This window comes from Vibrio hyugaensis (assembly GCF_002906655.1).
Classification (GTDB): Bacteria; Pseudomonadota; Gammaproteobacteria; order Enterobacterales; family Vibrionaceae; genus Vibrio; species Vibrio hyugaensis.
Window position 1 is genome coordinate 555,269 of record NZ_CP025794.1, and the last position, 26,795, is coordinate 582,063.

The 26,795-nt window shown below is 42.1% G+C and carries 24 protein-coding genes; 11 read left to right on the forward strand and 13 right to left on the reverse strand.

Features of this window, described 5'->3' with window-relative positions; translation table 11 throughout:
* Window positions 1-64: 64 nt before the first annotated feature.
* Window positions 65-628, reverse strand: coding sequence for an HdeD family acid-resistance protein (locus C1S74_RS03265; RefSeq protein WP_045401406.1), 564 nt, complete (start codon window positions 626-628; stop codon window positions 65-67).
* Between the two features lie 295 nt (window positions 629-923).
* Here C1S74_RS03265 and C1S74_RS03270 point away from each other — a divergent pair, with 295 nt between their 5' ends.
* Entirely contained in the window at window positions 924-2,204 is a 1,281-nt protein-coding gene (locus tag C1S74_RS03270) for a mechanosensitive ion channel family protein (protein ID WP_045401409.1), read from the forward strand.
* Between the two features lie 6 nt (window positions 2,205-2,210).
* On the opposite strand, the gene C1S74_RS03275 is transcribed toward C1S74_RS03270, so the two are convergent.
* The 6 genes from C1S74_RS03275 to C1S74_RS03300 all read right to left on the reverse strand — a co-directional run bounded on the left by C1S74_RS03275 (window position 2,211) and on the right by C1S74_RS03300 (window position 7,293).
* The gene (locus C1S74_RS03275; RefSeq protein WP_231578899.1) at window positions 2,211-2,426 is read right to left on the reverse strand and encodes a hypothetical protein; all 216 of its coding nucleotides are present in this window, start codon (window positions 2,424-2,426) and stop codon (window positions 2,211-2,213) included.
* A 518-nt stretch (window positions 2,427-2,944) separates the two neighbouring features.
* Window positions 2,945-3,709: a polysaccharide lyase family 7 protein gene (locus C1S74_RS03280; RefSeq protein ID WP_052437310.1), complete on the reverse strand. Its 765-nt coding sequence runs from the start codon at window positions 3,707-3,709 to the stop codon at window positions 2,945-2,947.
* A gap of 878 nt (window positions 3,710-4,587) precedes the next feature.
* A complete protein-coding gene (locus C1S74_RS03285; RefSeq protein WP_045401412.1) occupies window positions 4,588-5,679 on the reverse strand; it encodes a linear amide C-N hydrolase in 1,092 nt (363 codons plus the stop codon).
* 150 nt (window positions 5,680-5,829) lie between these two features.
* Window positions 5,830-6,261: a hypothetical protein gene (locus tag C1S74_RS03290; RefSeq protein WP_045401413.1), complete on the reverse strand. Its 432-nt coding sequence runs from the start codon at window positions 6,259-6,261 to the stop codon at window positions 5,830-5,832.
* Window positions 6,262-6,263: 2 nt separating this feature from the next.
* On the reverse strand, window positions 6,264-6,695 hold the full coding sequence (locus C1S74_RS03295; RefSeq protein WP_231565416.1) for a hypothetical protein: 432 nt from the start codon (window positions 6,693-6,695) through the stop codon (window positions 6,264-6,266).
* A 10-nt stretch (window positions 6,696-6,705) separates the two neighbouring features.
* Window positions 6,706-7,293, reverse strand: coding sequence for a winged helix-turn-helix domain-containing protein (locus C1S74_RS03300; protein WP_045401418.1), 588 nt, complete (start codon window positions 7,291-7,293; stop codon window positions 6,706-6,708).
* A 242-nt stretch (window positions 7,294-7,535) separates the two neighbouring features.
* Here C1S74_RS03300 and C1S74_RS03305 point away from each other — a divergent pair, with 242 nt between their 5' ends.
* The 9 genes from C1S74_RS03305 to C1S74_RS03345 all read left to right on the forward strand — a co-directional run bounded on the left by C1S74_RS03305 (window position 7,536) and on the right by C1S74_RS03345 (window position 15,285).
* Window positions 7,536-8,057 carry a hypothetical protein gene (locus tag C1S74_RS03305; RefSeq protein ID WP_045401421.1) on the forward strand — a complete coding sequence of 174 codons (522 nt, stop codon included), beginning with the start codon at window positions 7,536-7,538 and terminating at the stop codon, window positions 8,055-8,057.
* A gap of 29 nt (window positions 8,058-8,086) precedes the next feature.
* Entirely contained in the window at window positions 8,087-8,593 is a 507-nt protein-coding gene (locus C1S74_RS03310) for a hypothetical protein (protein ID WP_045401423.1), read from the forward strand.
* Window positions 8,590-11,364 carry a TcfC E-set like domain-containing protein gene (locus C1S74_RS03315; RefSeq protein WP_052437311.1) on the forward strand — a complete coding sequence of 925 codons (2,775 nt, stop codon included), beginning with the start codon at window positions 8,590-8,592 and terminating at the stop codon, window positions 11,362-11,364. Before C1S74_RS03310 ends, C1S74_RS03315 begins: the two co-directional genes overlap by 4 nt.
* The gene (locus C1S74_RS03320; protein WP_308622747.1) at window positions 11,364-12,065 is read left to right on the forward strand and encodes a fimbrial biogenesis chaperone; all 702 of its coding nucleotides are present in this window, start codon (window positions 11,364-11,366) and stop codon (window positions 12,063-12,065) included. The genes C1S74_RS03315 and C1S74_RS03320 overlap by 1 nt, the downstream gene beginning before the upstream one ends.
* A complete protein-coding gene (locus C1S74_RS03325) occupies window positions 12,065-13,105 on the forward strand; it encodes a hypothetical protein (protein WP_045401429.1) in 1,041 nt (346 codons plus the stop codon). Before C1S74_RS03320 ends, C1S74_RS03325 begins: the two co-directional genes overlap by 1 nt.
* Complete coding sequence (locus C1S74_RS03330; RefSeq protein ID WP_052437312.1) at window positions 13,105-13,899, forward strand: LysM peptidoglycan-binding domain-containing protein; 795 nt, start codon at window positions 13,105-13,107, stop codon at window positions 13,897-13,899. Before C1S74_RS03325 ends, C1S74_RS03330 begins: the two co-directional genes overlap by 1 nt.
* Before the next feature lie 84 nt (window positions 13,900-13,983).
* Window positions 13,984-14,409, forward strand: a complete 426-nt coding sequence (locus tag C1S74_RS27115) for a winged helix-turn-helix domain-containing protein (RefSeq protein WP_369386136.1) — start codon at window positions 13,984-13,986, stop codon at window positions 14,407-14,409.
* Window positions 14,406-14,831, forward strand: coding sequence for a hypothetical protein (locus C1S74_RS03340; RefSeq protein WP_045401435.1), 426 nt, complete (start codon window positions 14,406-14,408; stop codon window positions 14,829-14,831). The genes C1S74_RS27115 and C1S74_RS03340 overlap by 4 nt, the downstream gene beginning before the upstream one ends.
* On the forward strand, window positions 14,782-15,285 hold the full coding sequence (locus C1S74_RS03345) for a hypothetical protein (protein WP_231578903.1): 504 nt from the start codon (window positions 14,782-14,784) through the stop codon (window positions 15,283-15,285). The genes C1S74_RS03340 and C1S74_RS03345 overlap by 50 nt, the downstream gene beginning before the upstream one ends.
* A 37-nt stretch (window positions 15,286-15,322) precedes the next feature.
* Here the strand turns inward: C1S74_RS03345 and C1S74_RS03350 are convergent, their stop codons facing one another.
* Window positions 15,323-17,689 (reverse strand): hypothetical protein, encoded by a 2,367-nt coding sequence (locus C1S74_RS03350; protein WP_156145322.1) that lies wholly within the window; start codon window positions 17,687-17,689, stop codon window positions 15,323-15,325.
* Window positions 17,690-17,698: 9 nt separating this feature from the next.
* Window positions 17,699-20,038 carry an adhesion domain-containing protein gene (locus C1S74_RS03355; RefSeq protein WP_045401447.1) on the reverse strand — a complete coding sequence of 780 codons (2,340 nt, stop codon included), beginning with the start codon at window positions 20,036-20,038 and terminating at the stop codon, window positions 17,699-17,701.
* A 760-nt stretch (window positions 20,039-20,798) separates the two neighbouring features.
* Between C1S74_RS03355 and C1S74_RS03360 the strand changes: the two genes are divergently transcribed.
* Window positions 20,799-21,422: an HD-GYP domain-containing protein gene (locus tag C1S74_RS03360; protein WP_045401450.1), complete on the forward strand. Its 624-nt coding sequence runs from the start codon at window positions 20,799-20,801 to the stop codon at window positions 21,420-21,422.
* A 137-nt stretch (window positions 21,423-21,559) separates the two neighbouring features.
* Here C1S74_RS03360 and C1S74_RS03365 read toward each other — a convergent pair whose 3' ends face one another.
* The 4 genes from C1S74_RS03365 to C1S74_RS03380 all read right to left on the reverse strand — a co-directional run bounded on the left by C1S74_RS03365 (window position 21,560) and on the right by C1S74_RS03380 (window position 26,189).
* The gene (locus tag C1S74_RS03365; protein ID WP_045401453.1) at window positions 21,560-21,991 is read right to left on the reverse strand and encodes a GNAT family N-acetyltransferase; all 432 of its coding nucleotides are present in this window, start codon (window positions 21,989-21,991) and stop codon (window positions 21,560-21,562) included.
* 106 nt (window positions 21,992-22,097) lie between these two features.
* Window positions 22,098-22,985 carry a phytanoyl-CoA dioxygenase family protein gene (locus C1S74_RS03370; RefSeq protein ID WP_045401455.1) on the reverse strand — a complete coding sequence of 296 codons (888 nt, stop codon included), beginning with the start codon at window positions 22,983-22,985 and terminating at the stop codon, window positions 22,098-22,100.
* 16 nt (window positions 22,986-23,001) lie between these two features.
* The gene (locus C1S74_RS03375) at window positions 23,002-24,225 is read right to left on the reverse strand and encodes a glycosyltransferase family 4 protein (RefSeq protein ID WP_045401458.1); all 1,224 of its coding nucleotides are present in this window, start codon (window positions 24,223-24,225) and stop codon (window positions 23,002-23,004) included.
* Window positions 24,226-24,695: 470 nt separating this feature from the next.
* Window positions 24,696-26,189, reverse strand: coding sequence for a lytic polysaccharide monooxygenase (locus C1S74_RS03380; RefSeq protein ID WP_045401461.1), 1,494 nt, complete (start codon window positions 26,187-26,189; stop codon window positions 24,696-24,698).
* Window positions 26,190-26,795 lie beyond the last annotated feature (606 nt).

The window sequence follows — 26,795 nt, forward strand, 5'->3', positions numbered from 1 at the left end:
AAATGCCCACCTAGATGGCGGGCACTTTCAATATTTCAGAAATGTTTAGCGCTAGATTTATTCGTTACTGAGAAAGCTTCTTCATTTGCATCCCCATGAAGATGAAGCTAATACCTTCAATCAATAATGAAATACCCACAAATGTGCCTAACAGAGTGGTTGAAAATGCAGGATCGTCGAGCAACATGAAGAAATAGCCACCAATCAGAACGGAAATCACGCCACTGAATACGATCACATTGCTACTTGGCAGGCTGCGATTGCTCAAGCCAAAGAACACACGAGTCAAACCGTTTAAGATCATTACGATAACCATCAACATGGTAATCGTCACCAAACCTGCAAGAGGTTTAAATAAGATGAACAAACCACCCACGATATATAACACCGCGCTCAATACGTACCAAAGTTTCTCTTTCCAAGCGTTAATAGAAAAAGTGTGATAAGCCTGAACCAAACCACTGAACAACAGCACAGCCCCTACGATGGTCGAGATCGTCACGCCAGCCAACACGGGTAAGCTCATTGCTCCAATTCCCATTAAAGAAATGATAACGCCAACGATAACGAAGTATTTCCAACCTTTAGATAAAAAAGTAGGTTGTTGTGATTGATTAGAATTTTCCATTGAATGCCTCTTGAATTAAACGCACGCCGCTTTTTCAGTCTAGTCTAATAAAATATTGAGAGTTCACAGACTTAACAGAAACACGTGTCCCGTTTGCAGAATTGGATGTTAAACCCGTATCACATCATCGCCTATACGCTATTTTTGAATAATAAGATTCAAGATTGTTGGATTAAAGCAGTGCAAAACAAGGAGATGGAGAGTAGGATTGGCGGCTTTCCAACGTCTGTTGCCTGACTCTCTACCTTGAGATTCTCAATCACTATCCATCAGGCCGCATTTTGAGGGTGACATTTTGCTCGATCATCATATTCGCACTTTTATCGCAGAGAAACTAAGTACCGTAGGAATTAATAGCGATCCTTATGGCATAGAACTCACAAGCGTTTTTCTTTTGTCGAGCCTTGCGGCGGCGGCAATCAGTTATTTGATTGTCCATCACCTTATCGTTCGCTCAGTAAATAATGTCTTGCAAAAGACCAATAAACCCTTAGCGGATAGTCTTGCCAAATACGACGTTCTAGAAAAGCTATCCTTACTGATTCCAATCATGGTCTTGGACGTGTTTATTCCACTAGCCGTTGGACACTATGATTGGCTGGCCAATATATTCGACCGCATTCTAAGCATCTCTATTTTGGTCATCTTTATCTGGATGATATTCGCCCTACTTGATGCCATGAATGACATTGCGACGTTTAAAGGCATCACGAGAAAGATGCCAATTAAGAGCTTTGTGCAACTCATTAAGCTCTTTACCTTCTTTGTTGGTGTCGTGGTATCGATGTCGATATTGGCAAATGAATCACCAGTTATCTTCCTATCTGGTTTAGGGGTTGCCACTGGTTTTGTCATGCTGGTGTTTAAGGACACGATATTAGGCTTTGTCGCTGGCATTCAACTTTCAGCGAACCGAATGATCAGTTTAAATGATTGGATCCAGATGGACTCTTATGGCGCCAACGGAACAGTAGAGGAAATCTCACTCACGACAGTAAAAGTAAGAAACTTCGATAATACAGTCAGCATGCTACCCGCTTATGCTCTGGTCCAAAATGCATTCATTAACTGGCAAGGCATGTCAGATTCTGGTGGTCGCCGCATTAAACGATCGGTCAATATCGACGTCACATCGATTCGATTCTTATCTGATGAAGAAATTGAAAAGCTGAAAAGTATTCGAATTCTTCGCCAGTACATTTATGAAAAATCGCGTGAAATCACCGAATACAACGAAGAGATGAGCGACGAACCAGCGTTTGGCAATCTTCGCCAGATGACCAATTTAGGCATGTTCCGCGCTTACATCAATGCCTACCTGAAAGCGAACAAAGACATTCACCAGTACATGTTAATCATGGTGAGACAGCTAGAGCCGACCTCTGAGGGCATTCCAATTCAAGTTTACGCATTCACCAATAATACCGATTGGGCTTATTACGAAGGCGTTCAAGCGGATTTGTTTGATCACATCTACTCCATTATGCCACTCTTTGGTTTGCGACCTTATCAAATGCTGACCAGCAATGACGCCACTCAGATAGCTTTAGAGTACACAAATAAAAACGCCAAATAAGCTTACTTACGATGGTGAAGTTTCGCCTTCACCGTCAATATTGTTCACCAAGTTTTTACGGTTATAGCGATGCTCACTCAATACGCCTCCTTCCACCTTGTAACGTAATCCATACTTTCCGATACACCCTCTCAGCCTTGAGCGAGTCAAATCAGATAAATCAGATGCAGAACTTGCCTTATCAACAAGCTGAACCCAATACGTTTCCATTTTATCTTTCACGATAATTCCTCGGCCAACTTCTTTAATTGATTTGGCAGGAATTTTGGCAAATACCGCTTATGGTCGGGATAGCATACGACAGAACTTTTCTAGAGGAATGCCTACGAAAATCGCAATTTTAATGTTCAAAGAGTCTGTTATAGTTTGAAAACAAAGGTTTCCGTCTGATTTTTCCCCACAATAATCAGAATAATTAAATTCTATACGTTTTGAGTGTCGTGATTTTTAACTATCAAAAAGCACTATCATAAATCGTAAATCAAAATGTCTTAGGGTTATTGATAGCGTAGAGTACGCACAAACCAACCTTGCTGGTCAAAGTCCCCCCCCCCCCATCACTCAGGAAAAGCCTAGCTAGTTAGTCAGTGAGGCAGACAATAAATTCCTGCAATCAGATAAGAGCGCAATTGAGTCTAGGTATCAGGATATCTAACGATGTTCAAAAGAAAAAGCCAGCAACTCGCATTACTGGCTTCTTAGATACTGTCAATGTATTTTAGGATGAAACAGAAGACAGCTTAGTTTGTGCTTTCAGAGTAGTAATTTAAAGACTCGAACTGAACCACTCCTGTACCTGAGGTCTGATTGTATACACCTGCTTTAAAGTGACTTTCTAATTCGCCCCAGTATGTCACGTCATATCCATTGATATCCGAATGTGTAACACCATCTCGCTTGATCGACAGTTCATTGTTTCCTAGTCGTATCTCAAACTTGACCGCCGAGTCTCGATATTCTCCTAAGTCAATCTTGTCGTAGTTATTACAACTTTCACAAGCATCCGCTTTTATCACCGCCCAGTAGTGGTTTTCAACGCCTTGATATTCTCTCAACCAAACTAAGCGGACTAATGGTTTATTGATCGCATTTCCATTGTCTTTGACATCATGCACTTGCATGAACGTGATTTCATCTACTGAGCCTGACTGTGGCTCCATGATGAGAGTATTGCCTATCATCTTGTTCACTTTTGAAGGCTCGGAAGTATACCACGTCGTTATTTGACGCAACTCGGAACGGGCGTGGTCACCTGTTACTTCGAAGGTCATCCATGAGTGGCCAGAGTCAGGTACATAAAAATATTTGTTATGCTGCCCTTCAAACTCCCCTTGATTAATCAAGGTGCTGCTATCCGGGGCTTGCAATTTTGAATCATCAAGTACGGGCTGATACTTTCCTTGATCATATGGGGCTGAGGCAGCGAGAGTTGAGCTTGTAAATAAGAAGAAAAGAGAGGCGACGACGGTATGTATGCAAGAGAAACGGTGATGTAAGTTTATCATTGTCTATTCCTTGTTCTACAGATTGACTAAGGGGAGTCATGTGCGGAAGGTGTTTACGATAAATCACACATCTTCGCTTTGTATTCCGCTGCATGGTTTAAGAAACCGCCTAATTTTTGTGGCGACAACTTTACTAACTCTTAAATAACACAAGTAAACCTAAAATTATCGGCAATATTAAATTAGTGTGTAGGGTTCATACATTTATTGGAATTATTCACTAGCGAACAATGATAAGAATCATGTTATTAAACTACAACTTTGTTGACTCGCAACAATACATGTGAGTAGCCGTCGAATTATTGAGCGCACGCAGCGAGCCAGCTAAAATTCATATTAAAACTGAGTGATAATAGTGTGACCTAAGTCCATATTTTGACAGCATCTATTAATGCGCTTGATATTGTTTTGAAAACTTGAAGGCCAGATACCACAACGTGCTTAAACGTGTCTATCCGTCGTTACGTTTGGCATTGATACTCGAATCACCGCTCCCAAATACCATCATCTCATCCGCCGCGCTGTTAGCAATTGGTGCCTTGTATTCTATTTGATACGGTAGTTCATAGTCACTAACAAAACCAAAGATCATTTCTTTCATCGCTCACACAAAGGCCAAGCAAAGCCAAAAATATCATAATCTTATTTAAAATCACTGAGTAAAAACCCAATTAATAAAACAAGAAAGTATTGAGCAATAAATTTATTTAAATCGACGCAAAAAAGTCTTATACCCATAAAAGTTATCAGAATTTTACTACAAAGCTATTATTCTCGAACGATAAGAAAAGATACAGTGGCTTGTTAAATAGGATAGGTATAAAAAATGGAGAAAGTCATCTTCTCCATTCTTACTAACGTAATTTATAAACCTAGCGTTATAGCGAGACATCCGAGTAGGTGAATTTTCCATTGTCCAACTCACGCTTCTGCTCTCGTTTTTGATTAAAGTCGACCTTGCTCAAGTCCACTTTCTTGATTCTGCTGTCATGCATGGTGGTGTAGTAAAGTGCACCATTGCCTTGGTCAATGACCGACGTCCATTGCGTTGCACTCGGTAAATCTGGAATATGCTCACGATACTCTGGGCCAAATTCAGTACCGATTGGAATATCGAAGTTGTTCAGTATATGGAACGCTTGTGATACCGCCTCTTCCCCAGTTTTAGACTCTGGAGCAGTGTTCACAAAAAACGCTGCACGAACAAAACGCGATGGTGGCGTGATATCACCAGGTAAACCTAAGAAACCCGAACCGATACCAAAAGACTTAGCCTCTACCCCACCAAATTTTGTTGGCGCACTGGTTCCCGGCTGCAAGTGAATGTAGTTGTTCAAGTTGGTCACTTGCCATGGGAACGTTGGTGAGTTCGTTAGTACACCGACTTCGTTGTCGTAGATGTGTACTTGGCCATGATCCATGATTTCAATGACGATGTTGTTGCCCGCTTTGTCGGTAACACGCCAGTGCCCAGTTGGTGAAGGTTGTCCTTTCTCATCGATATAAACCGGAACAATATCGATGTTTTTCATCGCTGTTTTAACTTCATCGACGGTTTTGAACTGCGACAGCATCCAACGAACAAAGTCCATATCCGCAATGCTGTTTGCGCGATCTTTCGCGTCGTACGCTTTTAATGAACCGTAACCTTTGAAGTAAAACAAACCAGCAGTCAGTCCCTCTTCATTGATGCCTTCACCAACGAAACGATCGTCACTAACGGAGATCCCAACAAAGCCGTACTTACTCTTCCAACTCAAACCTTGTTTCTGGTCCGGCATAGTCGAGGTAAACGTGTAATCACGGGGAGCAACAATCAACTTGCTGTTGAGATCGTTCTCGCCCCATTCAATTGTACGACCATGAATGTGGTCATTCGCCACAGTAGAAAGAGAGATGCCAGTACAAGCACTCGCCGGAACGATAATGCTTGCAGAAAGTGCCATAGCAAGGAGGGTTTTCTTTATCATTTTTAGATCCACCAATGAGGGGTAACATTTCGCGATTGTAGTCCTTTCTAGGCAACTTACAATCGAAAAGATATCAAAATGGTGGAATATAAAATTACTCGTGTAGATACAAAATAGCGCTCTAGTTATTAGAGCGCTACCCCTTGCTTACTATAAAATCCCCAAGTCACCTTCAATAATTACTGGGTACTCAGAGATACCTTTTCGCGGGTCTTCTTCGATAAGTTTGACCAAGTATTCTTTGTCGGACTTTTGATTAAGCTTGAAAACAATAACAATTCGATGGCCCCTAAGAAACTCGTTAATATCAAACGCATCATCAGCGGCGACTTTATCTCGGCGCACCTGAAATAAATACAAAGTGTCAAACAGAGAAGCGTAATATCCCGTATTTACAACATGTGTCTTTGAGCGGTAGTTTGCCTCTAGTTTATATCGGCCATGAGAGCCGATAAATTTGACGCTCCTGTCGCCAAAATCCCCTTCCATTACAAAATTGCTGCTGACTGCATTAACCCATGGAATGGACAATAGAGCGATGAATAAGATTAGGTAGATGATTACTTTTTTCTTCGTAGTCATTATCACCACCCCACCAAACGACCATTGAGGACCACTTCATCAAATAAATGTTCACTCTCTGCCTTCTGCATCTTACCGATCCACTTACCATCCCCTCGATCTGCAAGTTTCACATGAGTGAGTCCTCGGAAATAACGCGATAAATCTAAACTGATCACTTTCTCCGCAAACTCAGGATCAAGGCCTTCAATGTAATTACCATCAAGTGAAAAGAAATACATTGAACTGCCTAAAGACGCATAGATACCAGTGTGAACGCGGTACACTTGGCCATCAAAAGTGTGAATGGTTTTGTAGAAGCCCGATTTAGCCGTCAATAAGATCTCATGCTCTTCATCTTGAAAGTGGGCGTAACCAGAAAAATAAGTACCAAGAGAAAAGAACCATGGTAGAAAAAAAGCGATACAAACTACCGCAAGTAATCTCAAACTCATTCTTTTTACGTTAGCCACCTAAACCTCCAAAGCAATCAAAACATTCAAAAGCTTCGCGATACACGAAGAAGAAGGTCACCGCACCAATAATTATCCCAAGTGAAACCTCCCAAAACAGCGGTGTTCTAATAAGCTTTTTGATACCCGTGTCTTGAGGGGGTTCTGAGATGCAAACCACTTCGTCAACTTCTACTGGATTATCTACAATAGAAGGCTCAATTGGTGTGAGCTCTTCGGTTTCACGTAAAGATGTCTCTGCCACGCCATTCTCATGTGCTATTCCCACGTTCTTAGCATTGATAAAAACATAACCTTCACCGGGAAGGTTATTTATTTCAAAGCCCAAATCCAAGCTGTCTAACTTTTTTCGCAACTTCATGATAGCAACCGCAAGCGAGTTATCACCAACCACACGACCGGGCCACCCCAATTCAATAAGTGCCTGTTTGTCTATCACCTCACCATGAGAGTCACAAAAAGCCAAAAGCAAATTATACTCACTTCGATTCAGTTCAAGTGGTTGATTATCCCTTCCCGATTCACTATCAACTAAAGTAATCGTTCTTCTGACGGTATCAATAGAAAGTCGTTCGTACATCTTTAACCTCGTGCAACTCCATTAGCATTAATTGTTATATAAAAAAATATAAATTCAAGTTATTCATAAACTTATCAATCTAACTCAATCAAATTAAATCTCTTTTAATCATCGGTAAAGCACTATTAACAGCCTTTTATTTCCAAAGTTTCGCTCAATAGAGTCAAATTGCTCTCCACACAAAACAGCCCAATCTCATATTAAATACGAGTAAATAACTTTTTTAAACATAGGTGAAAAACATGAAACTTAATACATTTTTCTTAGTGAGTGCGACAGCAATGACAATGGTTTCAGGTGCAGCAAATGCAGCAGACGAAGCGCTTGCTGATGCAATTTGGAGTGGTGTTGTTGGCGGCTCAGTACCAAGCTCAAACTTAATCATCACCGGTGAATCAGGTGGTGATATTCAACAAGGTACTCTTTACGTCAATCAAGACGGCACTTTCACTTCTTCAAATGTGGTTCTAGAGGCTCGCGACTACAACCCTGAAACACAAGAAGTAGGTCTTCGTCAGCCAGAAGCGACTTGGACTTACGTGACCTCTCAAGTATTGGTTGGCAATCAGGTAACTCAAGAGGCTGTTCTTGAGTTGACTGACAATGCTTCATCACAGACCTTTACTCAAGGAACTTCTGGTCAGGTAACAGGTGGTTATCTGCAGCTTTCTGTTACAAACAACACAGAGATTACCGATGTCCCTGTTGAAGGCGAAGCTCAAGTTATTGTTCAAATGGCTGCTAGCTATGTAGAAGCGCTCTAAATAGCTTGGGGAATAACGTGAAGACTTCTATGAATCGTTCGTTTTTCTGTCTGCTATCCGGAGTCTTGAGTTTCGGCGCGCTGGCAGAGACGCACATTTTCCAGTTAGTAAGTGAAATCGATAAAAGTCAGTTTTTCTCTTATCAGATCACTGACGTCGCGTTTTCCCCTTCTTCACTGACGCTTAAATCAAATGCCGAAACGAACACGTTTGATGATGCGTTTACATTGCTGACTGTTGCTACGGATATTCCTAGCACGGATCAGTCAATGAAGTTTCAACTATTTATGAAGAGCAATACTTCACAATGTTACAGCATTGATGAGACGGCGCTAATAACGCCGTCGGATTTTGCTCAGGTTTACATTGAGGGACAGCCATTAACAGAGCTTGAACCTGTGTTAATGGAGTTCAATCAGGCTTCGGATGGCGTAAAAACTGGCGAATACGACGTCAAATTTTCTTTCGGAACCTTGCCTGAAAGCGCGAGCTTATGCCAAGGCAAACTTTCTGTGCTTGCGGAGCTTTCACTGTGAATAAAACTCTCACTCTTGCTTACAGTATCTTGGGTGTACTCGCACTAAATGCGACAACTCAAGCAGCGTCGGTGCCGGACGGCTTCCAAAACTTTTATCAGCAACAAGTTCGTGATGTCGAGGTCAAGGGCTTAAATGGTACCTTTATCGCTCTACCTATGCTGGTAACGTATACCTCTGTCCAATTACAACAACCTAATGATACAGAGAAGCTAGTGGCTCACTTTGTGCGCTCTGGAGTAACTGAAGTTGCAGCGAAGAAAATCGCAAATGAGTTCATGCTTGGTACAGAAAACAGCGTAGATTGTGTTGGCGACTTAAATCTGTGTTCCCTGAATCCTGAATCGTTCGATACATTCTATGATTATCATTCGAACAAACTTTACGTGTACGTAAACAAATCACTGCTCGCGAATACTAAGCCAGGAGCATTAAAAAAAGAGTATGCGTCAACATACAACGCCAATCCAGGTTTGATTAATCGAGCAAGTTTATACACATCGTCTGACTTCACCGACAGCCCTAACCTCTCACTCAGTGATCAATTGGTAATCGGCTTACCTTATGGTTCGGTTCATCTCGATGCCTATGCGAGTAATCAAGATAACGCGTCTGAGGTTAACTACGGTTACTACAACATCGAGAACAAAAATTTACGTCTAACTGCTGGCTATCATCAAGATCGCTTGGCATTGAACAGCACATCATTTTTGCTTAATGGCACACAATATCACGATGTTAACGTCAATTTATCTTCAAGCAAAAATTTGAGCCGTGCGAGTAACAATGATGATCAGTTTCTGTTCTATTACGCGCCTTCTAGTGGTGTGTTAAAGGTTTATAAAGATGAACAGATCATTGCCCAAAAATCGGTGACAGAAGGGCAAGGTAGCATTCGCTACTCGGAACTTCCAAATGGTGTTTATGACGTGACAGTAGAGATCACGACAGGCTCGCAAGTGGTTTCTTCAGAGTCAGTCCGAGTCTACAACGCACAAACCGATACGTTAAACACCGGTGAACTCGATTTCTTTGTTGCTGCTGGTCAGTTTCAAGGGGGGGAAATCGATGTCGTAAGTGAAGACGATGAGTTTGAGTTAGAAAAGACAGAATCGTTTGAAGCAGCGCCTTTTCTGCAAGGCATGACTGCTTATAAATGGTCTGATACTCAAACCATTGCACTGGGTTCTACCCTGACGGAAGAACACATAATGAACCAGATTGGCTTGAAGGGTTACTTACCATTTGAGAGTCGCTACGAGTTGACAGTATCGTCAGTGGACGGCGAAGCGACCTATTTATCGGGTTACTTAAATATTGACCATATAGGTGTCACTTACGAAAAGCTGGAAAACGAAGAGAAAAACCGTTTCGCGCAATACCTATATGGTGCAACAAACAAAGAACAATTAAGCCTATCTGGCAGCTTCGCTCTGGGTGACAACATTCGCGGGTACGGCTCAGTAAACTATTTGAATCAAGCAGATATCTATAATAACGAACGTAAGAACTGGTTTTTGTCATCAGGTGTCAGTTCGCCTTTCGTTCTCGACTCTACTATTGATGTCAATTTGAGTTACAACAATGAAGTACTCGCTTCTAACTTTGATGAAGGCGAAGTGACACTCGCGCTAAATTGGTCAGTACCATTAGCATCAAAGCTCAGAGGAAAATCGAGCGTAACCATTGATCAAGATGGATTTAGCCAGTACACCAACAGCTTGGAGACTCGTGATCTGATAGAGAGTGAAGAGACTGACGTACGCTTGACTGCAAGCAATAGTTACTACTCAAACTCTTCGCAGTCTTCGCTAAACAATGTGACGGCTTACGCAGCTAATAGAAACGATCATTATCAAGCAGATGGCTTTGTTTACGTTGCCGACAATGGAGAAAAGTCCGTTAACGCTTCACTAAGCAGCACTCAGGTTATTGGCAAGAATAGCGTTAATTTTACGACAAAACAGAGCGACGCCTACGTCACTGTTGAAACGCAAAACAATATACGTTTCGATGAGGGCGAAGAAAAAACAAAAGGATTGCTGGTTGTAAAAGCGGACGAGCAGATCAAACACAAAGAATATATTTATGGTGAATCCGCTTTGATTCCACTCGATGAATATCAAACAAGTACGATCGAATTAGATGTTGAGAGCGTCGCTCTTCACAACACAGGTCAACAAAATACGACTGGTTATACACATCCGGGGACGGTTATTGAATTGAATTCAAACGTCAGTCGTGTAATTAGCTTTGTTAGCAAATTCAAAGATATTTTCGGTAATGACATCGAAAAAATTGAGTGTGAAGGACCAGCATGTTTATCAATCTCAAATATCACATCAGGTATACACAAGATTGATGTACAAGAGGGCCAAACCTTCTCATTAACTAGCGGAAGACAACAATGCTATTTGCCATCCGTAGACGATGCAAAGCAACTGAATTTTGGCACTAACTACTGCCAACCTGCTCTCTCCCCAATGGAATCCATCGTATTGGTAAGAGATAAGCAAGAAATCAACGTGATGTACATCGGTCAGTTTGATGACCTCACCGAAATTGATCAACAACTTAAGGCAATGACTGACAACGGAACCAAGGTGTTAACCACTCGTTTAGGTCGAAAGTCTTTCGTTTATCTGACTGGAGATAAGGATCTTCAACTCAGTCATCAACAACGTCAAAACATTGAAAACGTCGCTCAATACGCCAACTCGGAAACGCAACAAGAGCACGACTTTGTACTTAATCGACCAGAAGGTAACTGATGATGAAATCACTTCCAATTTTAGCAGTAGCACTAATTGCAAATACCGCGTCAGCAATGAATGTAGACACCATGTTATTGGTGGGTGACGAATACGGCAACGGCGTTTTTACGATCTCAAACAACAAGCCAATGACTGAATTTATTCAATCAAACATTACTCAACTGCAAATAAAAGACGGAGAGCTGACTCGCGTACCATACACTGAGGAAAATTTCTCTGATTGGCGCGTCACTCTGACCCATCCGAAGATGATCGTCGAGTCTGGGCGCCAGAAACAAGTCGGTGTGCGTTCTCTTTGCGGTAACAAATGTGATTTTAGCGAAGATCAATACTACTTGGTGAGCTTTGAGCCATCGCCATACGATCCTGAAGGAAAGATGAAATCCGCAGTAACGATTAACTTTGGCTACCGACCTTTGTTCGTGATCCCTGCTAAAACACAGAAAATCGATTATTCCGTGTCATTGTCTGGTGGAAAATTACATATTAACAACACAGGTAACAGCTTTATACGTGCGTATGTAGACCAATGTACTGATGCCGTAAAAGAAGACTGTGAATTTACGGCGATGTCGCTATCAGGTAGAGAGCGTGCTTACGAGTTGCCTAAAAACATCGATAAAGACCAAATTGAGGTCACCATCGTCAATCATGACGAAAGCTACCGTAAAAAATTGACGTTGAAGGAACGCAAGTAATGGTTCGTTCAGCTTATTGGCTTATGCTACTTGCCTCTCCGTTAGCACAAAGCGCTACTCTCAACATTATCGTTGAGGGTCAACAGCTACGATTAGACAATGCAATTACGTTAGGTGGTAGCTCGTATACGCTCAGTGATTGGACGGTTGCCAGTGGTCTAGCCCCTACCGAGCGTTTTTTGCCGGGCGCTTATCTGGCGAATAAGCCGAATGAAGTGACGTTAACCGGGCCGACTGGTGCAACCATCAATGCACCTATCGCTCTCAATGGCGTGCAGTACAACGTGTCATCAAACGCTTATGTACGCAATGACACTCAGCTTATGAGCCCAACATGCACCACTTCTCAGCTATCTGGCAATATCGTTACCCTTTCCGATAGTAGCGTACAAAACTGCAGTGCAGACTTTTCTTTAGATTACAGCACAGCGGTGACGCCTTTTTACTTTTACAGACCAACATTTGAGATGGACACATCTGCATTATTGAATGCACTACAAGGTCAAGATAAAGGCTTGTATACCACGACGATACCTGCGGATGTTCGGTACTACTATCAGTCATCGGGAGGTGCCCTCACCTACCGCGTGCTTTCAGACGTTTTTACCATCAATATTGATTACGTGCCTAACAGCCTAGAAAGTATTGATGTCTCGGGAGATGGAGTGTTGGAGCCCGTCTATGACACTGCAAATCACACCGTGTCGGCTGAAACCACATTCAATATTACTGCGATGGGCACATTCAGCACAGGACTATCTATGACTTTGTTAACTCATGATTTCAAACTCACTTCAAGTACCGGTGAATCGGAAATCCCTTTTAGCATTGAATGTCCATCATCAAACTGTGAAGACCAAATATGGGTCGAAGATGGTGTGAATAGACTGACAAATGATGAGACAAGTTATGTGGTAGATGCACCGACGAGCACCATCAATTTTGATCTCAATGTGAATTATCAGGATATCCCTTCGACAGAGGTTGAGTCTGGCACTTATTCCGGCAGTTTTACTGTGATGTTTGAGGAGCTCTACTAATGAAAGAAAGAGCAGTCATCATCGTTCTGGCTACGAGCCTATCTACTTTTGCGGCTGAACAACCTTCGAATTGGTACGCTGGTGGGACAATCACTCACAACGGAAAAACAGAGACAGGAGAGCCTGATTCTTCCTTTGGCGGGTCATTAACGTTGGGTTATCAGCTTTCTCCCACTTGGGCGATAGAAACCTCTACTGGTTTTTACGGTCAACTCGATATCGTCAAGCCGGGAGAATACCGCGACACAATACAGAACCAGTCTCGATACGCGACCGATTTATCCTTATTAGGCAACGCACCTCTTTCTAAACGCTACAAGCTTTATGGCGGCTTGGGAGCTATGCGGGAAAGTAATGACTTATCACCTATCGCGCAACTCGGTGTACGCTATGATCTAAGTAAACGTTGGTCGTTTAACTTTGGCTATAAGTTTATTTTCAATCAAGCGTCTGAATACAAACTACAGTCTTTAGGCCTTGGCGCTCAGTATCACTTCCAAAAGACCAATATTGATGTTGTAACGCCTGTTTATAACGACTTTGAAGTCGTATCAAAAATACAAACAAATAAAGCTTCTAAGTCTGAAGTCGCCAAGGAAAAAGCTGAAAACAACATATGTAAGACTGAGATATACCACGTCAAAAGCGGGGACTGGCTATACAAGATTGCAAGTATACATAATGTCTCTTTTACAGAGCTGAAAACGGCGAACGCTCACTTTGAAGCATTCAAAAACATTAACGTAATTTACCCCGAACAAGTGATTAAGATCCCCAACTTACAGTGCCCTTAACCCATGCTGCTTTGCATTAATGAAGACAACCGAACTATTGAAGCATACGATGAGTCAAGCCAAAGCTTGCTCAAGTCAGTATCAATGAGTGTCAGTAGTTTAAACATTGCGAAAACTCTATTTAAAGACACCAATAGCATTTATAGCCGTGAAGAGTTGATCAACTCAGGATGGCCAGAAAAATCCATCGGCTCAAACTCTCTCAACGTTAGTATTATGAAGTTGCGTAGAAAACTCGAAACTATAGACGAACAGATTGAAGTCAAAAGCTATCCATCCCTTGGATACAAATTACTCCTACCTGTCGGAGTCAACGTTGTGTTTGAACAACCGGGCTGCGACAGTACCCCATTCACTGCTCGCCCAAGCTTGGAGAGAAAACCAAACAAGCAATCACAACAAGACTCAAACCAAACTCAACCTCCTCACATTCGTTGGGGGGATCTCTTTTTAAGTGTTCTCATTTTGTCGTATAGCGGCGCACTCTATTACTCTTTGTACTTATTATGAATATCAAACGCACGATTGGCATCGCAGCTCTCATTGTTGTGATGCCCTTTATCAATGCCACCGGTGGTGATTTTACTGTTTATAGCCCTGCCTCAGAACATCGACTGGAGACACATTTGCAGTTTGCGCATGGCTTTTATTCATCACTTCAATTCATGCCAAATGACATCATTCGACACGGCTACGGGCTTTATGCCGTCGTTGATGAAACTGTTTTTATGCTCTCGATAAACAAAAACTACGAGTTCTTAAATAACAATCGGAATGCAGCCGAAACGATTGAGATGAACGCTAAAGATTACTTATCTCAAATCAACGTTGCTCAGTTCGACGCCAAAAGTAATACTGTTTATCTCAGCAAGAGGTTTGAATATGAAAGACTCGATAATGTCGAGATTTCTGGCCAACTGGGCTTCTGGTAAATTTTCATTTTGGAAGGCTTCAGTGGCTATTGGTCTCTTTGCTATTACAAGCCCATGGCTAAGCTTAGTTGGCTCTAAGTTCTCCATTGACAGCAAACTTACGAACCCCAAAAGGACACTCAGTGTTTATGTCAACCATGGTATATTCACCTTCGTCACAACACTGGAGGACGGAACGACAAGGAAAAGTTCCGGTATTCTAGGCTACAAAAAAAACAGCTTCTACTTTTTAACTTTGAAAACTCAGTATTTGTACATCGCAGATCACTCATCTGCTGCATTTAAAAGAGATCTGATAAACGTGAATAACCGTTATTTTGATGTGAGGCTTAAACGCTTGAACGAGCATGATTTTTTGCTGACTTATGATGGAGAGATTGAGTCTGAGGGAGTACAGAGGCAAATAGCTGGTATAAGAGGCGAGCTAAATTGGCTGGATGAGAAAAAACTCTGAATGTGAATAGGGGCTCAAATAGAGCCCCTAGTTAGTATTAGTATTGAATATCGAGTGCGTTAATAACCGCTCTGACTCCGCTATTACCATGCGCTCCACCGGACAATCCAAAGTAATAAAAGCTCTCGGTGTCTATGCTTGAACTTTCCATACTAGCACTCAATGCTAATGACTGATCAGAGTAATCAGTGTTAGTTGCTTGATATATGGATATCATAGAGCCATTTATCACTACTTTGTAGTACAGTTGTGATAACCCTCGATTTGTTAAAGTCCCTTGAGCTAAAATACCATTTTTATCTTTAAGAACAATCTTACTGCCATAATAGTCAAAGATAAAAGCTAACCAACGTTCATCTGTTTGAGGGATCCCCGCATCATCTTTATTATCGGTAGACCACCTGCAATCTCCATACATCGCTTCATCACACGACTCGTATATATTTGGAGCTTTAGAGCTAACTTGTTGTAAAACGATATTTGTATTCCCAGCAGTCAGTTTATCAGTTGTACTTCTATCTAAGCCAAACTTAATTTCTACATGCTCGCCAAGTAGCGGTTTCTTAGCTATCGAGGTAATAAATTGACTTATTTCACCTACAGCCACTTTTGTACCTTTATCACTAATAATAGGTTCATATGCCTCAAGCTCGGTTGTTCCATTAACTTTAGAAACATTCCAGTCATTCGGATTGGTAACATCGAACCCTCCTTCAGCAAAGTTCACCGTTACAAAGTCAACACTATCTCTGTATTGCACCATTACGTTGTCTTCATACCCACGAGTAAACTCATAGAACGCCGTAGAGATGCCATTAATATCCGACTTATCTTCTGTTTCACGATCAGTATTAGAAGCTCCGAAACCACCAACCCCGTCACTGCGAATCCAAAACATAACGTCTTGATATGGGGCGGGGTTTCCATCAGGATCCAATAATGTCGTTGTGATTTTCCTAGTTGTATTCGTAGAGTCACCAAAATCGTCACTCTCTAAGTTTGTGACCGTAAAATCTTTTGCGTCTCCGTTAAGATATACGCACGTAACGTAGCCATAATCTTCATTCGCATTTCCTGAAGATATTTCAGAAGAAGTCAAATCTACTTTTTGTGCATCCGCCTCAGAAAGCCTATCAACTGACCAGTACGGTATCTCTGTTGGCCAGTTGTGATTAAAAAATGGAAGTTCAGCTAATAAAGACTCTAGTTCTCTAGTCATTGGTAGCCTTCCACCTCGGGTATAGCAGTAATTTTTAGCCTGCTCCCAATTCATATAAGCGATTTGAACCCCTCTGGGCCCCACTTCACCACTTTCGATATTGGAGTCAATATAATCAGCATTAACGTATTCAGCCATCGCTTCTGACATCGGAGCTGAAAACGTAATTTCAGCCTCAATGACTGCATCTGTAAGAGTAATGTCCTCCCAATCCTGCACCAAGCTAAAGTCCGGCTCGACTTCAATGTAAACTTGTCCAACATCGTACCCTCCACGTCCATCATTAATGGTGTAAGCCACTTCATGCGCACCAGGCTCTGAAGAACGAAACGTAAACGTATGCTCAGAAGCAGACGTAATTTCCGTTACTGCGTTGTAAGCTCGGACAGACTCTAGGATCACCGAATCTTCTGCATCAGAGACATACTCCGTTAGATCAATAGTAACCAGCATATCTTTATCTAACTTGCCTTCTCGGACATAGTTAAGAGCCACTGGCGGCGTATTCTGTGTATCAGAGACGGCAACATCAATCGTTCCAAGTTTAGTAACTGAACCATCCGTCATCGAGTAAGTAATCCTAGAAACTCCAACATCAAAAGGAGTAAAGGTAAGCATATTGTTAGCCGCATCGCTATCAACGATACCGGCGCCAAGCACAGATGCATCAGACGATAGATAGAACACTGATGTATCAAGTTCCTCGGCTAATTCCTGAGAAAGGTCAATCACAACAGGCGTATCAATATCCGTCGTTTCTGCAAGGTTGGGTACTGTGTTATCAGCTGCTGTTTCAGACACAGAAACACGAGCAATTGAGGATTCCTCACCAACATAAAGCTCACTATTTTGTGGTGCGACTGTGTATTCGTATTGGCACTCTCCTACTTCGTCAGAGCTAGTCGTAAATGACTGTTTATCAATGGAGGTAACCTGGCAACTATCTCCTGATATTGAACGCACAGATGTCACCTCCATCGCCGCGTTGACATCATTTGTTGCCAAAACGTCGATAGCAACCTCTTCACTCACCAGTCCTTTAGATTGGATAGGAGAATTTTCAATGTTCACTGTCTCAGGAGAGCTTCCTTCAACACTGTTGGATGATGAATCATTACCAGAACCACCATTACATGCAGAAAGAAAACACATCACCACTGGAGTTAGTATTAAAGACTTTTTCATTGTGTTCCCCTAGTAAGCTGCCATGTGCAGTTCTGAAATACGGTAGTTTTTTGATGCCTCTGCGTTCTTTCCGCCGATCGATAACCAATAAGGATTGGTCAGATCAACTCCTCCAGTTATGCTAAAAGATCCAGAGGGTTGTGCAGGTCTGTCTTCGGTGAGAGAGGTATAGACAAAAACCTCTTCCCCTCTTTTATCAAACCAGTAATAACGGTCAGGGTCACGAAAGCTAATATTCGTAGAACTAGAAACCTCTCCCCCTTCAAACAGCGAGACTGGTGTGGAACCATAGAGGTTTACATTCAAACCAAATGCCGTCGGTTCTCCTACAGGGTAAGGTCTAGTGTTTCCTGTTTGTATAACTCCGTCTTGCTCCCAAGAACTCTGATCATTTCCTAGCTGTTGTATCATCACAGCAAACTCACCTCGAGAAGAACTGCTGTCAGCCGTGACTCGAAATCTAATAACAAAGTTCTCACCATTAAACGGCGTTTCATAAATGTGAAAAAGCTTGCTGTAGCCGACACCTGGCATCAACATCAAACCTTGTTCATCCGGCTCGTATATGCCTTTGTTCCAATATTCATCACTGCTCCACAGCGATGGGTCTGTAACATCAATGGCTAGATGATCATCTTCAGGAACGAACGGAAACAATTCCTCTGCGGAGCTAACTTCAATTGATACAACCTCCTCAGTGAAAGAGATATCAAAATATGAATCGTTAATAACGCCTAAATCATTGGTAGTTAGATGACTAATCGGTTCTCTATTCTGAAATACTCCCCGTTCATAAACTGATTCAAGTGTGACATCAGTAAAAGGAGCAAGGTTGCCATCAGGATCAAAGACTTGAACCCTGTAGTCATAGCGATTAGATACCGCTGAACTACTTTCGATCACTGATGAGAAATCCTTAACACCGCCACTAAGATCAACACACGTTGTGTACATAGCCACAGTTTTTGACTGGTTGCCAACCAGGCCATCATTCAAGTTAACCGTCGCTGTATTGGTTTCACTGACGTTCTCGGCTGTCCAATACTTCTTACTCGTTGGCCAGTTGTGATTGCTGAACGCACTGGTTTCGTTTGCCATTAGGGTTTCAAGTTCGCGTTGGAGTGGCAAACGACCACCACGCACCTTGCAGTATTGACGTGCTTGGGTGAGCGTTTGCATTACCACCTCTGCATCTTTCAAACCATATTCACCATTTTCTGTATAGGTTGAGGTGTAAGACGCATTTACGTAGTCTGCATATACTTTTGTCATCGGCGCAAAAAAATGAATCTCTGTATCAATAACTGGATCGTAAGTGACGATGTCTTCCCAATCCTGAATCAATGAAAAATCAGGCTCTACTTCGATACGAGCAACCGATGTTGTGTAACCACCCATGTGGTCACTGACGGTATATGCCACATCGTGAGCACCAGGTGTTGTCGACTCGAACGTAAATTGAGTATTCGTTACGTCGGTTGGCGACGACAATGCGATCGTAGAGTTAAAGTCTTCAACACTGACTAACTGAACGTCATCTCCATCCAAATCGGAGACATATGACGCAACATCTATCGTGGTGCTTTCACCAAGTTTAATGAGTTCTTGATGAGCAAATGCATTGGCGGTTGGTGGAGTATTTTCAGTCAACTCCGAGACAGAAACCGAAATCGTACCTTGCTTGATGGCAGAGTCGCTTTCGTAGCTGTAGAAAATCTCACTTTGCCCTTTTCCTGTCGGAGTAAATTGAACGCGTTGTGAGTCGAGATAAGTGGCACTTCCGTTGCCAATAACAACCATCTGTTCTTGTAACTCGTAGCTACTATCGGGCATCGAAGCACCTAACTCCGTTTCAAGGTCAATGACGACTTCTTGATTCTCGGTGGTTGAGGCTGTGATTCTCGGTAACGATGTCGATGCATATGTTGAAGCAGAAGCAACACGAACATAAGACTCTGACTGTGCGCTACTGTTCATAGGAGAAACTCGGTATTGATACAGGCAATCTTGCGTTTCATTCGAGCTCACATCAAACGACGTTGAACTAGAACTGACGATCTGACAAGCATCGCCTGATAACGACTCGACAGACGTAATCTCAAACTCGCTATCATCGCTTGTATTAACATAACCAGTAACGTTAATAGAAGTGCGCTCACCAACAATAGCATTGTTACCAATGTTGGCAGAGAAGATCGCTGTATTGTCGACAGGTGAAGTAATTACCGGATTGTCCGAGCCGCCCTCACTACCACCATTACACGCAGTAAGAAGTGTTGCGAGGGAGACGCTTGTTAGCAAAGATAGAGATGAATTCCTTTTCAACAGATACATGTTGAACAGTTTCATTGATGTCACTCGGTTGTTGAAGATTCAAACATTTTGGCTGCTACGCTTCAAAGTAACCACTAAATGACTATGATTAGTTATTAACGATTAAGACTATGATATTAAAATGATTAATTTGAGAATTAATTGTTCTTAATTGATGAAATCCAGAGCTTAATGCTGGTTAGAAGCTTTTGACACTTTCTATTGCCTTGAGTAGTTGGCAAAAATCGAAGCAATCTTGAGTGCTGCTAATTTCATAGTTTAGAGAGTGGGCATCTAAATGAACGGTAGCGACAAGCCGTGTTCTTTCGGGGGTTAGTTGAATGATGATTCGGTTGTTGACCAACCCTTGGTGATGTTGAGAGTATCCAATCTCCTTTGAGAATTCAGCTATCGTCGTACGCCACAATGTAATGTGAAATAGTGTTCGGGTCATGATGTGATAATTAATACTGATTGTTCGAGCGGCTATCATCCACACGAGCGAAATCAGTTACCAATAAATGGTTGTGAATAATGCCATTAATGGCGTATTGATGAGACATAGCTGTTAACCATTTTTGCCCACGCAACCACAATCTAAAACCCATTCTCCCATAGATTTTCACTATAAGTTTTATACGACGCTATCTCGTTGATTCCAAACAATTACGCCATTCTAAAAACTTCTAAAACACCGATTTAACCCTTATTAATTTCGATTCACGACCATTCATTTAACACAAGCACTAACCTTCACCATACTTGCCGCCCCAAACGAACGACTTAAGGTGTAGGTATGCAAAACGTCAAACTCAATCATGTGTATGCAATGGCATTGAACCACGCACATTCATTTACAGCACTTGAGTTGCTACAAGAAATGGCTGAGCACTCTCCGGAAACCTATACACACACGCTCAATGTATGTTTAATCGCTTATGATTTTGGTGAGTTTCTGAGTTTTACAGATACGCAGTTAGAGCTGATTTTTGATGCAGCTCTAGTACATGACTTAGGCAAGCTAAAAACACCAACGACTATCCTCCATAAACATGGCAAGCTTGAACCAATTGAACGTCAAGTGATGAGCGAGCATGTAAAGCACACCTACCAGATTGCAAGAGGTATTAAAGCTCTAGAAACAGCGACAATGGTTGGTGGTCTTCATCATGAACGTTGGGATGGGAATGGTTATCCATTTCGTCTTAAGGGCGACGAGATTCCATTTATCGCGCAAGTGCTCGCGATTGTCGACACATGGGACGCAATGGTTTCAGACAGAGCTTATAGAAAAGGCATGCCTAACTCGAAAGCAATCAACATCCTTTTAACCGAAAAAGATAAAGGCCAGTTTAATCCGAATCTAGTCGAGTTGTTTGTTACTTACATTGATTCTCACGGTAAAAGCAACCTGTCGTGAAAAACATTTTCTTTCCTATACCTGCTTTGAGTGACTGCCTATATCCAACAGTCACAAACGGAAACGCCCAAAGTTATTAGCTTTGGGCGTTTCTTCTAACAAAACCTGGTTGAGGCGGATGTACGACATATCGAGCGTTACAACGTCATGTGTAAAATTGGAAATGGTTTACCCATATCATCGAGTGGTGAGCGAGATTCGATTTTAAAGCCCATACGTTGGTAAAAACCGACGGCTTGTGGGTTTTGCTCATTCACATCGACTTTTACTGCGCCGAGATGCTTGATCGCGTGCTGCAGCAACATCTTACCTATGCCCTTTCCTCTTGCTTGGTCTAGAAGAAACAGCATCTCGATTTTTTCATCATGAACACCAACAAAACCTTGTATTGCACCTGTAGTGTCTTTCACACACTTTAAGGTTACTGCGGGAAATGCTTGCTCAACAATGATGGGTTTAAAAAACTCAATATCTTCTTCTGTGATGAAGTCATGCGTCGCTCGGACTGAATTTTCCCAAACAGCTAGCAGCTCTGCGTAGTGTTCAGGAAGCACATTTTCTACCGTCATAGATGTTCTCTCTTTGAGTGGACTGAAGTTCAATGTGCAGCCGCGTATTGGCATTTTAACAACATCATTGTATTCTGCCTACGCTAAACGATTAAGAATAACGTCCTCAAAAGATCTTTACCGCCACTCGATTAAATAATTGTTGGCAATCTTGTCCCAGAAGGCGTGTAAATAGGCCCACTTTGACCAAGTTATGCAGAGCAGGATACCGCTGCTTTGGTATAAAACCATCTTCAAAATACCGCTCGTCGCCAAAGCCTAGAATTCGCTCATGTTCTTTGGTCAATCCTTTTAAGAAGGCAGCATTAAGTAACAGTGGTGCGTAACGATCGTAGTCTTTATCTAAACTCTGAATAGGAAAAGCAGGATCGTGAAAGTTGTAGAACACCACATTACGAGATGTGAGTACCGGGCAGTTTTGTCGATGGATTCCGCTTGTATCAAACAAAAAGGCAGTTCCCGCTTTACCGGTCACATGTCGTATTGGTAAATTCATTCCCTTGACTTGACCTATATTCCAATGACTTGGAGGCAGTTTTTGTTGGTGACTTTGCTCAACGTAAGCAAACTCTCCACTGTCAACATCAGTAAGATAGACGCCCAATTTAAGCTGAGGTGGAGGCTCTTTGCATTGGTTTACGTCATACCATGCGTCGTTATGCCAACCATGAAAGTTACGCGTAGTGCGAATCGTTTTCCAGCCTCTTACTTCCGTCACTTGGAATCGCTCACCAATATATTCACGGCATATATCCATCAAATCATCTTGCTTAATGGGATATAGAAAAGCAGGCGACAAAGTAAGTAGATTTTCAATAAGCAAACGCCATCGTTCATTTTGTTGGTAGCCTGTCCAAGTATTAAATTGCGGATGGGCAAGGTGACGATCAAAGCAGCGCTGCATTTGTTCAAGTTTAGGTAACGGAATATAGCCATCAATTACAGCAATACCATTTTCATGTAATTGTTTGAGTATGTCTTTTACGTCAAGCATTAGATTTCCCTTCCTCCTACCCTCTCAATTCAAGCATTTTCTTCATGCTCTTCCACAAGCTTTCGTTTGAATTAAGCAGGAGTTGATAATGCGAAAAGGTTTTGGACACCATATTGTCCAAATTGAAATTCTGCTCCGCGTGACGTCTTCCGTTTTTGCCAAACTCAACCCGAGCGTCCGTATCTTCTATCATTCTACGGATGGCGTTATATAAACAAAGTTCATCTCCAGCTTCTACCAAAATTCCGCTGTGATGATGCAATATCACCTCAGGAAGTCCGCCAATATTAGATGCGACAACAGGAACACCGCATGCAGATGCTTCAATGGCAGTTAGACCAAAGGCCTCTTCCCATAAGGATGGCATCACAAATACATCTGTCACACGCAAAATGTCGGGAACATCGGAACGCAAACCCAGATAATGGATATCATTCCGGTAAAGATGATGAGAACAAAGGTTTTCCACTTCTTTGCGAAACGCACCATCCCCGATAATGAAGAACCGACACTCTACACCATCATCAACGCACCGTTTGGCAACATTGAGAAACAGATCGACGCCTTTTTCCTGAGTTAACTGACCAATAAAGGCCACAGTCGTGACGTCGTCAGATATTCCCAGCAGCTCGGACTTTATCCGCAACACGTTGTCTTTTGAGTTAGTCGGCTGAAACCGCGTTAAGTCAATACCGTTATAAAGCCGACGGATCTTGTGCTGAGCATTTGGCAAGTTCAGGGCGATACGCGCTGCGACAAAATCAGAGACTGGTAAATACGCGTCAATAACGAGGCTCATCAGGTTCTGTCGCATGGACCGAAGATGATTAAGTGCTAGATAACTGTGACTAAACTTATCAATGGGGGTGGAGCTGTGATCAGAAAAAACAATTCTGCCACCCCACCTCAATTTACATAACAACAACGCTCTATCGGTTGGGCCGATAAAGTGGGTGTGAAGTATATCGACATCGCGCTCTTTCAATAAACGCACGATAAAGTTTGTGTTTGTTATCTTGTCTCGTTCTAAACATATGAGCTCACAGCCTGAATCATTCAACCACGACTTGATCTCTAGTGATACAGGCTCAGCCACACACAAAATGTACGTCCATCCTCGTTTTTTGGCCTCTTTACCCATCGCCCATAAATAATCTTCAAAGGAGCCTTGTTTTTGAGGTGAGATTAACGCCCAACAGAATACTATTGGTCTAACAACTAATGTCTTGGATTCCTTCACTACTCTCTCCTTCACAATTCCTTAAGCATTAGGGGCAACCCATGAAAGCTCGCTGGTCGTAAGTTAGAAAGCCAACCGAAAACATGTTCTCATTCTGACAGCGAGAGATACTCTGCCTCACACTTGAGACTGACTACGCAATATCAAAGCCATGTACTGTTTTACAGCCCCCCCCCCCCAAAAAAAAAGAGCCCTCACATCCATGGGGCTCAAGCAAAGTTTCGCATTATTGTCATTTTAGGTGAGGCTAATACTATAGGAGGTGTTAACGCTCACGTGCATATTACCCCATAAGAGCAACGAAGAATGGGCATCTTAACTCGTCAGTTTTTTAGAATTGCCAAGTATTCTCCACGCAAAGTCTCGTCATTCAGATATCAAAAAGCCACCATGTATAAAACGATGGTGGCTTCCTCATTTGTCAATTTAAGTAACTCTTAAACTGATGCTTCTCATTATGAGAATTGGGCTTAATTAGCAGGACGCCAAACACCCCACTGATCTTTCTGGTAAACCGCTTTAGGGTTATCACCGCCTTGAATCCACCACTGAGCTTTCCAGTTTTGAGCGTCATAAGTCACGATTTCCCCGCCTAGGTATGTTTTAGCAACATCCCACGCATCACCGTCTGGATCTGGCGTTGGATCCGGGTCTGGTGTTGGATCTGGGTCAACGCCACTGTCTTCTGCAATCACTTCAAATGTGAAAGTCTCTGCGCGCTCACTGTTTATTGCATTCGCAACAAACGATAGCGTTTCGTTTTGCGTAATTGCGCTAGTATCTACAACAATAGATGCAGTGCCGTTATTTTGAATGCTAACGACTGAACCTTGAGTTTGAGTTAGGTTCGCCGCTTCGCTGGTTGCAATCACAACTTTATCGCCAGCATTCACAACATTATCACTCTTCACAAGCTCGTAGATATCGCCTGTTAATGGCTCGACGTTACCATCATCGCCATCGATAACCGAAATCACGCCTGATGCACTGCCATCTTTCGAGTTGAAGAAATTGCGTGACGGATCGTTTTGGAAGTACATGTAGTGTGACATTTCTTCATGCCAATCACCGATGAATACCGCACCATCTTTAAACTCGGCATGCCAACCGTTGATTTCTGACGCTAATAAACGTTCCCAATCATTAGCGTTTGATCCATCAACAACAATATCAAAACTACGTGCAACTTCGCCGTACTTATTGATGATGTCGTATTTAACTGTGTCACCAAGATCTAGCCCAGCAAAGTTAACAGGAATGTATAGATCGCCTTTTACTAGATCTGGTTCTGGTGTCGGCTCCGGTGGAGGCGTCTCGCCGCCCACAATAGTGATGTCTGAACAGTTGTAGAAGCCTTCACCCGCAGCGTCGTCACGTTGCCAACGGACAAAAAGGATTGCATCGCCAGAGCGATCAGAAGGAATCGTTACGTTCATGCGATATTTGCCACCGCTTACCGGAATATTGCCTTCAGTTTGAATCAGGTCTAGGTCGCCCCACGCCAGCGCTTTACTTAGATCAACGCCCGGCTTGGTTAGATAAAACTCCCAAAATGATGGGTTATGTGGCGCAGTCGCGTTAAACACAAATTCAAATGTACCAGTGTTTAACTCTGTACGAGTCCAAGCGGTATGTGGCGCACCCATTCCCTTCTTTTGAGGGTCGTTTGCGTAACATAATGTACCATCAGGAATCGCCGCTTTTACCGCTGCCATGTTGTTGTAATCCGTAATGTTCTTTGCGTACTCATTACGCTGAACAAAAGGATATGTGCCCGAGATTTCTTTTGCTTGAGCACACGCCGCATTTGGTGGATTACCCGACCAAACTCCACCTTGCTCATAACACGTATTTTGACGCGCACTTGGAAACTCTGACCAACCGTGAGCATTTGCTGCTGTTGGTAGGCCAGATAGCATCGCCATACCCACTGCTACTTTAAGAATGTTTTTATTTGCTTTCACTTTTTCACTCTCTACCGTTTATTGTACAAAATAGCTTCAACGATTATTTTATAACCGTCGTCACCTATTGCATGTTTATAGTTTTAATCAGAAAACAGTAAAAAATAATATACGTAAGTTTGTTCAATGAAAGTTCTACGATTATTGATATGAACAAACATCACAATTTTAAATATTTCAATTACATATAACAAAGCCCTCACAAAGAAACAATTCCATTAAAAAACAGTACAATAAGATTATTTAACACCCATAAAATAATATAAACGTAGAGTAAATACACCAAACCCGCACATGTATTAATCAAAGATAAATATGAATCTTTCTTGTGACTTATATTCCAATCCATTTCTTAATCATTATGATCAAAAGATGTGATTTAAGAACAGCTAATATAAGCAGCCAAAATAAATAAGAACTTTAAATTGCATTATTATTATATTTAACTTTACTAATAAAATAACATGACACATTAAATAATCAGCAGTAGATAAAGCGATGGGTATTAGGGTCTGTTGACCTTTCGTGGTTAAATTTTGTTCGAGATAAAATCGTTTTAGGCGAGTCAAGGAGTGTATAGCCTAGTCATACTAAGCAAATACTCTT